Source organism: Peptoniphilus sp. BV3C26, assembly GCF_000478985.1.
GTDB lineage: Bacteria > Bacillota > Clostridia > Tissierellales > Peptoniphilaceae > Peptoniphilus_B > Peptoniphilus_B koenoeneniae.
Genome location: NZ_AWXB01000023.1, coordinates 1 through 8,187, shown reverse-complemented (window position 1 = coordinate 8,187; position 8,187 = coordinate 1). Strand labels below are relative to the sequence as shown.

Sequence of the window (8,187 nt, the reverse complement as noted above, 5' to 3'; positions counted from 1 at the left end):
AAAACTTTGTGATTTTTTTTAATTTCTATCTAATTTATAATTTTTAATAGAGATAAAGATAAGACCGCTGCCTAAAAGGGCAAGACAAGTGGAAATTAAAATTGCATGGGAAGGTCCAAAAAGATCTATGGACACACCTCCAACAAAAGCACTTATAACACTGCCAAGAGTTATGGCACTGGAAAGAAAACCCTGAGCCTTTGTAGCCTCTCTAGGGGAAACTGCAAGATCCATAAAATAAACTGAAGCCGGAGTAAAAAGGGCAAAGCCCACAGCCTGAGTGATTTGTATTAAAAATAAGAATTCCACATTAGTTGCCATGTAAGTTAAAATTCCCTTTAAAGCAAACATAAGAGCTGAAAATTTTAAAATACTTTGAATTTTAAATTTCTTATTTAATTTTAAAAAAGCAAACATTGCAGGAAACTCTATTATAGAAGCTATAGCAAGGACTAGGCCTGCGTCCTTATTAGTTCCCCCTATGTTTTTTACAATTTGAAAAATGTAATTTATTAAAAACATATAAGAAGTGTAAAGACCAGCAACCCCAATTAAAAATAAAGTTAAATTTTTTCTTGAAATGTAATTATTTTTCTTTTCAACCTTTTTTTCATCAAAGCTTTCATTGTCTATTAGGTTAACATTTTTAAAACTTTGAAAAATCAGTAAAATTGAAATCCCAATATAGAGAAAAAGTCCAAAAATCATAGGCGACTCAGTATTTTTAAGAGCAAGTCTTCCTAAAATTACAGAAGTAATTGAAAAAGAAATAGAACCTATTCCACGGCTGAGACCATAATTTATAATTACATTAATTTTCTTGTAATAAAAAGAAAGAGCATTTATTAAAGGAAAAATCAGTTGAGAAACAGTAATAGAAAGCATGGCAAAAATAAAAGTTAAGTAAAAATCCTTAAATAATAAAGTTCCACCAACCATAAAAATTCCTAAAAAAGAAAGAAAGAGAAGATAATCTCTAACATTATATCTTTTAGACTTATCAGCCATGTGACTTATGCTCGGTTGCAAAAAAACCGCAATTATATTTCCAAAGCCTGTAACAATACCAATTTCAGTAGGACTCATATTTCTTCCAGTTAAAAAGGCATTCATAAAAGTAGGAACGGCACAAATAATCATCCAATAGAAAAATTGAGTCATTAAATATTTTTCTTTTGGAAATTTTATTGTATTATTCATTCTTTAACAACCTCCAATAAGTTGTCTTTATCATAGAGAAAACTCATCTTAGAAAAAACTTTCCCCTGAAAAACATAGTCTAAAAATATTTCATCAGCCTTCCAGTGGGGAAGATCCATAAATTCCTGGGGATAGAGCCAGTGAAGTTCTCCCTCATCACACTCATGTAAAACCCCCTTATAATCATCAACATAATAAACTTCCATAGTCTCATGGTAGCCGGAAATATCCCTATAAAAAACACTTCCACAGTGAATTTTATTTTTAACAATTAAACCAGTTTCTTCAAATATTTCTCTGTCAATACCTTGGTCAGGGCTTTCACCTTCCTCCACGTGACCGCCGATGCCAATATATTTTCCCTTATTTATATCATTTTTCTTTTTATTTCTCAGTAAAAATAAAAATTTTTCCTTATCTTCTAAATTTCTTATATAGGCAAGAGTAAAATAATTTTTCATAAACACTTCCCAATTATGTAAAAAATCCTTGATAATCAAGGATTAGTTGTTTTTTATTAATTCTTTTAATTTAGTCTTATTAATTATAAAACAAGCAAGGCTTGTAACAATTAAAGTAGAACCAGCTATACTTACAAAACTTATTAAAAAAGGAAGTTTCATAGTCATATCAAGGTTTCCAGTTTTAAAAAGTTCTAAAGTTACTAAAAGTCCAGATACACAACTAAAGATTAAAGAATTAAGGTAGACGTTTTTTATAAATTTACTTAAAGTATAAGTTATAATTGCACAGGAACCACCTACGATCATATCAATAGGTCCAAGGGGAGATGTAAAATTTGCAAGAGCTCCACCTAAAATTAAGGCAGGCACAAACTTTCTGTTAAAAAAAGGAAGGACTGAAAGAGCCTCACCAATTCTTAACTGAAACATATAAAACCCATAGGGGTTTAAACCTATAAGCAACATATAAAAAGCGAGTACTATGGCATTTTTTTGCTAAATCTTTTGTCTTCATAATATCACCATTTAAAATAGTAACAAAAAAAAGTTCCTTTTGCAATGAATGAAAAAGATATAAAAAGTGTAAATATAATATAAGAAATAAGTAAAAATAAAATTAAAATCTTTTCTTTAAAAAAACTTTGTGTTTAAATAAAATTGAAGATTTATGGAGGAGAGACCATGTATAGAGAATTTAATGAAATTAACACCTACATTGACAATATTTTTTTAGGCTATCCAGAAACTCAAAAAAACAAAAATATAAAAGCCGAACTTAAAAAAAATATGAACTTAGGCATGGAAGAAAAAATCAAAATATCAAATAGAGAAGAAGATGCCTTTTTTGAAATTATAAATGAATTTGGAGACATGTCAGATCTTAAAGAAGTCTTGGATAATAATTTTCCTCAAAATATAAGCTATGAAGCAAAAGAAGTGGAAAATAAAAAAGAAAAATCCTTTCCCTTTAATTTAGACAATAGGCAAATAGTTTTATTGGGCTTGGTTTTATTTTTTGTCTTAGGCAAATCCATTTCCTATTCAGTTTCTTGGATTGTCCTATTAGTCATGGCAATTTTCTTAAAAGATGAAAAAAATAAAAAAAGATTAAAAGAAAATAAAGACGAAAAAAATAAACTTAAAGATTAAAAAGACCTCTTTATCTTAAAAGATAGAGAGGTTTTTTATAAGAATTTGCTCTTCAAATTGTCCCAATAAGAATCCTTATTGAGGACTAATTTTTTTATGGAATTTTTAGAAATTTTTAAATTCACTCTTTTTAAATTTGAAAAACTATATTCATTTCCATCCACTAGAACAAGGCAGGAGTTAGAATATCTTCTTTCAGGTACCAAACTTATCACATGGTCTCCAGGAACGATTACAGAGTGGATTAGGGACCTGTAGGCAGCAGAAAAAACAGGAGAGATAGGAGTCATTTGTAAAACATTTAAAGTTGGATAAACAATAGACCCTCCCGTTGAAAAATTATAGGCAGTAGATCCCGAAGGACTTGAAACTAAAATTCCGTCTCCTGAAAATTTTTCAACATGATTTCTCTGTACAAAAACATTTATGTGAATAGTCTTTGAATGTTGAGCCTTTAGGACAATTTCATTTAAAGCCGTAAGATTTATAACTCGGTTTTTTGTATAAATATCACCCTTAACAAGTTTTAAATCTTCAATTTCATAATCCTTTTTTTCATATTGATCCAAAAACCAATCTATCTGATCTGGTAAAATTTCTTGAAAAAATCCCAAGTGACCAGTATTAATTCCCACAATAGGCATCTGAGGAAAATTGTTGTTGTGAATAGACTTAATAAAAGCCCCATCTCCACCAATGCAGATTGTAAGTTCAGCCTTGTGATTGAAAGTTGTAGAAGGTAAGTAGTCCCTTTCCTTTAGTTTTTCATAAATTTCATAAGAGATTTTTTTTGATTCAAAATTGTAATTTGAAATAATATTAATTATTTTTGACATCTTTTCACCTTTACTTTAACTAAAGTATATAATATAGTAACTTTTGCAAAAAATAAAGAGGTGGATATGGATATATTAAAAGACGATTTTAACTTTTATCATTTTACAGTTGATAAAGCTATGAAAAATAAAGAATTTTTAAAAAAAATAAACTTGTCATCAAGATACATTAGAAGAAGCGTAAGAGAAAAAAATATATTTGTAAACGGTAAGCTTATCCTTCAAAACATTGACTTAAAACCAGGGGATATAGTCTCCATAAAAATTGAAGAAGAAGAATTAAACGCCATAGCTGAAGAAAAAGAACTTGATATAGTCTATGAAGACAATGACCTTTTAATAGTAAACAAAGAACCAGGCATAATTGCCCACGCAGTAAACGTGGAACAAAGGGGAACCCTTTCAAACTATTTAGCAGGATATTTTTTAAAAAATAATATAAAAAGAAAAATAAGACTAGTAAATAGATTAGATAGAGATACCAGCGGACTTATAATCGTGGCAAAAAATTCCAACGCCCACTCCCAACTGGCAAAACAAATGGAAGAAGGAAAAATCATAAAAAAATACATGGCAATAGTAGAAGGAGTAATAGATAGAGAAACCATAATTGAAAAAAATATCTTGCGTTCAGAAGACGGAATAAAAAGAATAGTAGACCAAAGAGGCCAATACGCAAAGACCCTTGTAAAACCCATAAAAACCTTTAACAATATGACCCTGGCAGAAGTTCAGCTTTTCACAGGCAGAACTCACCAAATAAGAGTCCACTTAAACTATATAGGTCATAGCCTTGTTGGAGATCCCCTTTACGGAAATCCATCACCCCTAATAAAAAGACAAGCCCTGCACTCCTATTACTTAAAATTTAACCATCCAAGGACAAATAAAATCCTTGAAATAAAAGGAGAATTACCTTGTGATATGAAGACCTTAATAATGTAATAAACTTGTAAAAAGTTAATTGATGAATTATAATAAAAATAGATTCTGCGATGTGCGAAATAAAAACTTCATTTAATTCAACCGACAGAAAAGATCCGGGAGGCCGTCGTCTTAATAAGGATAAAATGCCCTGCGGGGACTTTAGAGATATTAGGCAGGCCACCCACCTAACAACTAGGGCGGGTCTGAATTAATGGAGCATACGGCATTGCGGAATTTTTATTTAATCATCTTTCCCCTTTCAAAATAAATAAGCTCCCCAGGATACTCAGAAATATACTTAAGAGCAAAATCAAAATCACACGCCACATCAGAAGCCCTGTGAGCATCACTTCCAAGAGTTAAAAATCTTCCCCCAAGATCAAAATACCTGTCCAAAAAAACCTTCTTAGGATGAGGAAAATTAAGCCCCTTTCTAAGACCACCAGTATTAATCTCAAGAGCAATATTTTTTTTAATTAAAAGCTTAAAAATTTCTTCAACCCTATCAAGATAATCATAGGGATCATATTTAAAATCAATATACCTATCTATATAATCCAAATGGCCTAAAATATTAAAATTATCAAAAGAATTAAGACACTTTAAAATGTAATCGTAGTATTTATTAAGCCAAAAATGCGGATTTTTTTCAATCTTATCCCTATTTTCAAAAATATCATCCTCGTAAATACCATGAATAGAACCAATAACATAATCAAAAGGATAAAGATCAATTAACCTATCAATAAAGCCCTTAAAATTTAAATTTAAACCTATTTCAATCCCTCTTAAAATTTTTATCTTTGAAGAATACTTATCCCTAAGCCTGTCAATCTCCTTAAAATAATCATTTAAATTGTACATACAAGGCTCTTTATCACCTAAAAAAATATCATAATGATCAGTAAAACCCATAACCTCAACATTTTTAGCAATAGCACTCTTAACAATTTTTTCAGGATCTTCCACAGAATCAAAGCTGAAATTAGAATGTAAATGTAAATCAAATAATTTCATAAAAAACTCCTTAATCGTTTGAATTTGATAATATTGGGTAAATAAATAATATCACATATTAAAAGGGAGGCCCAACATGGGAATTTTTGATTATTTTGAAAGAAAAAGAAGAGAACAAGAAAGAAAAAGACTTGCAGAAAAGGCAGGAGCAGTTTTAACAGGAGCAGCCCTAGGAGGACTTGCAGGAATTTTATTTGCACCTGAATCAGGCGATAAAACAAGAAAGAAAATAGCAGAAAAATCTAAAGACGCAGCACTAAACGTAAAATCTTCAGTAGAAGACCTTGCAGACTCAGTTCAATATAAAGCATATCAAGCAGGCGAAACAAGCAGAAAAATCATGGGCGATTTAAAAGAAAAAGCCAGCGATGCAAAAGAAGACTTTAAAGATGCCGTTGAAAATGCAAAATATAAAGCAAGAGCAATAGGAGAAGTTATTTCCGAAAAAGCAGAAGACGCAAAAGAAGACGTAAAAGAAAAAGCAGAAGAAGTAAAAGAAAAAGCAAAAGAAACAAAAGAAGAAGTAGAAGAAAAAGCAGAAGAAGTAAAAGAAAAAGGTAAAAAAGCAGCAGAAGACGTAAAAGAAGCAGCAAAAGAAGTAAAAAAAGACGTAAAAGACGGAGCAAAAGAAGTAAAAAAAGACATTAAGAAATAGGAGGAATCTATAATTATGGGAGCAACAATTACTTTAGAAGATTTGCTCAGAATTATATTATATTTAGCGGGAGCAGGAGCACTGATATTCTTAGCCCTTGTCCTTAAAAAAGTCCTGGGAATATTGGGAAAAGTTCAAGAAATTGTAGAAAAGAACCAATATGTAATAGACGATACAATGAAAAAAATACCCGCAATTTCTGATGACGCAATAAAAATCACTGCTAATGTATCTTCTATTTCCAGTGAAGCCAATGAGCTTTTGACAAACGTAAAACCAGAAGTAGAAAAACTTGCCCAAAGCGTGGGAGGAGTATCAAATACAGTAAATAACGTAACAAGAAACCTGGACCTTGCAGCAGATAAAGTAACAGGAGCAGTTTCAAACGTAACAGATACCGTAAGCGATACCGCCAAAACAATCCACTTAAACGCAAACAACGTAGTTGATTACTTCTACATTTTAAAAGAAGTAATAGAAGTAATAAAAACAACTCTCTTCGGTAAATAAAAATAAAAAAATCGGCATATTTAACATATGCCTTTTTTTTATTTATCATTGTTTATTTTAAATAATTCGGCTTCGCCGCCGGACCAATAAATTGGTCCCTACAATGGTTTAAAATTACACCGTTTTATGCTATAATTTCCTTGTTTTTGGAGGTAATTATGGATAAATTTCCCAAAAGAAAGCCTATGCATCTTGAAGGCTTTGATTATAAAACCCCAACATTTTATTTTATTACCCTATGTGTAAATGGTCGCAGAAATTTGCTCGGAGAAATTTCTCAAGAAACATTTGTGCCCTCCAACGATTCGGATATTATTATCGCTCGTTCTTTTTCTGCTCTTTGTGAATCATTTCCAGGTTCCTCTATTGATTCTTATGTCATTATGCCCAATCATCTTCATTTTTTAATTTTTAAAAATAATGAATTTGATCTTATTGAGATTGTTAAATTTTTTAAGGTTTTTTCTACAAAATTGTTTTCTCGAGAGATTTTTGACAATCGTTTTTGGCAAAAGAATTTTTATGATCACATTGTAAGAAATGATGAAGATCTCATGAATATACGGGAATATATTTCAAACAATCCCAAAAGGTGGTATTTGGATTCTTTGTTTGTCGATTAAAATTAATTTTAAATAAACCATGTAGGGACCGGTTTACCGGTCCGTGTGTGTTGGGTGAGAAAACAAAATCAATATTTGTTTTAAAATATTATATGGGCATGTAGGGACCGGTTTACCGGTCCGTGTGTTGGGTGTGAAAACAAAGTTAATATTTGTTTTAAATTTTTTCAACAAACCATTTATTTATAAATTTTCATTTTCATTTTTTATTTTATTTCAATTCGTTCGCCATACGCCACCGGACCAATAAATTGGTCCCTACAATGGTTTAAAATTCTTTTTTTAAATAATCCTCATCCCTTGCCACAAACTTTATTCTGGCTGTAGGGACCGGTTTACCGGTCCGTGTGAATTGGGTGAGAGAACAAATATTGCATTTGAATAAAAATTTATTTTAAATTTTTATTTTTATTTTGTATTTTAAATTTTTTCAATTTATATTTAATCTGCATTTATTCTTTCTCATTTTTTTATTTTATCTCCAAATAATTCGCCTAACGGCGGCGGACCAATAAATTGGTCCCTACATTCGCTTGCAAATATTTAATCTTTTGAAACCTCTTCGCACAAAATTACCCCACGTTCCTTCGTGGATTCCATGTGTGGATAAAATTACCATAAATTTATGCGTGGGATTTTGTGGGCTGTAGGGACCGGTTTACCGGTTCGTGTGTGTTAGGTGTGAAAACAAAATCAATATTTGTTTTAAATTTTTTCAATAAAGATTATTTTTGTATTTATGTTTTATCATTTTATTTTAAATAATTCGGCTTCGCCGCCGGACCAATAAATTGGTCCCTACATTC

General features: G+C 30.7%; 10 protein-coding genes and 1 other RNA gene. 6 read left to right on the top strand and 5 right to left on the bottom strand.

Features of this window, described 5'->3' with window-relative positions:
- Positions 1–18: 18 nt before the first annotated feature.
- From HMPREF1253_RS02505 to HMPREF1253_RS02495, 3 genes are read right to left on the bottom strand one after another with little or no spacing between them, the layout of a single operon-like run.
- Entirely contained in the window at positions 19–1,200 is a 1,182-nt protein-coding gene (locus HMPREF1253_RS02505; protein ID WP_023055181.1) for an MFS transporter, read from the bottom strand.
- Positions 1,197–1,661 (bottom strand): NUDIX domain-containing protein, encoded by a 465-nt coding sequence (locus tag HMPREF1253_RS02500; protein WP_023055178.1) that lies wholly within the window; start codon positions 1,659–1,661, stop codon positions 1,197–1,199. Before HMPREF1253_RS02500 ends, HMPREF1253_RS02505 begins: the two co-directional genes overlap by 4 nt.
- 42 nt (positions 1,662–1,703) lie before the next feature.
- Positions 1,704–2,129 (bottom strand): QueT transporter family protein, encoded by a 426-nt coding sequence (locus HMPREF1253_RS02495; RefSeq protein ID WP_023055179.1) that lies wholly within the window; start codon positions 2,127–2,129, stop codon positions 1,704–1,706.
- A gap of 216 nt (positions 2,130–2,345) precedes the next feature.
- Between HMPREF1253_RS02495 and HMPREF1253_RS02490 the strand changes: the two genes are divergently transcribed.
- Positions 2,346–2,813 carry a hypothetical protein gene (locus HMPREF1253_RS02490; protein ID WP_023055175.1) on the top strand — a complete coding sequence of 156 codons (468 nt, stop codon included), beginning with the start codon at positions 2,346–2,348 and terminating at the stop codon, positions 2,811–2,813.
- A gap of 35 nt (positions 2,814–2,848) precedes the next feature.
- Here the strand turns inward: HMPREF1253_RS02490 and HMPREF1253_RS02485 are convergent, their stop codons facing one another.
- Positions 2,849–3,649 (bottom strand): NAD(+)/NADH kinase, encoded by an 801-nt coding sequence (locus HMPREF1253_RS02485; protein WP_023055180.1) that lies wholly within the window; start codon positions 3,647–3,649, stop codon positions 2,849–2,851.
- 66 nt (positions 3,650–3,715) lie between these two features.
- Here HMPREF1253_RS02485 and HMPREF1253_RS02480 point away from each other — a divergent pair, with 66 nt between their 5' ends.
- Together HMPREF1253_RS02480 and ssrS are read left to right on the top strand one after the other, a co-directional pair.
- Positions 3,716–4,594: an RluA family pseudouridine synthase gene (locus tag HMPREF1253_RS02480; RefSeq protein ID WP_023055182.1), complete on the top strand. Its 879-nt coding sequence runs from the start codon at positions 3,716–3,718 to the stop codon at positions 4,592–4,594.
- 39 nt (positions 4,595–4,633) lie between these two features.
- Positions 4,634–4,815: non-coding RNA, 6S RNA (gene ssrS / locus HMPREF1253_RS09860), on the top strand.
- Here the strand turns inward: ssrS and HMPREF1253_RS02475 are convergent.
- On the bottom strand, positions 4,814–5,593 hold the full coding sequence (locus HMPREF1253_RS02475) for a histidinol-phosphatase HisJ family protein (RefSeq protein ID WP_036739233.1): 780 nt from the start codon (positions 5,591–5,593) through the stop codon (positions 4,814–4,816). The two genes, ssrS and HMPREF1253_RS02475, sit on opposite strands and share 2 nt — an antisense overlap.
- A 76-nt stretch (positions 5,594–5,669) precedes the next feature.
- Here HMPREF1253_RS02475 and HMPREF1253_RS02470 point away from each other — a divergent pair, with 76 nt between their 5' ends.
- The 3 genes from HMPREF1253_RS02470 to HMPREF1253_RS02460 all read left to right on the top strand — a co-directional run bounded on the left by HMPREF1253_RS02470 (position 5,670) and on the right by HMPREF1253_RS02460 (position 7,381).
- Positions 5,670–6,248, top strand: a complete 579-nt coding sequence (locus HMPREF1253_RS02470; protein WP_023055177.1) for a YtxH domain-containing protein — start codon at positions 5,670–5,672, stop codon at positions 6,246–6,248.
- A gap of 15 nt (positions 6,249–6,263) precedes the next feature.
- The gene (locus HMPREF1253_RS02465) at positions 6,264–6,758 is read left to right on the top strand and encodes a hypothetical protein (protein ID WP_023055176.1); all 495 of its coding nucleotides are present in this window, start codon (positions 6,264–6,266) and stop codon (positions 6,756–6,758) included.
- A 158-nt stretch (positions 6,759–6,916) separates the two neighbouring features.
- Entirely contained in the window at positions 6,917–7,381 is a 465-nt protein-coding gene (locus HMPREF1253_RS02460; RefSeq protein WP_023055183.1) for a transposase, read from the top strand.
- The last annotated feature ends 806 nt before the right edge of the window (positions 7,382–8,187 follow it).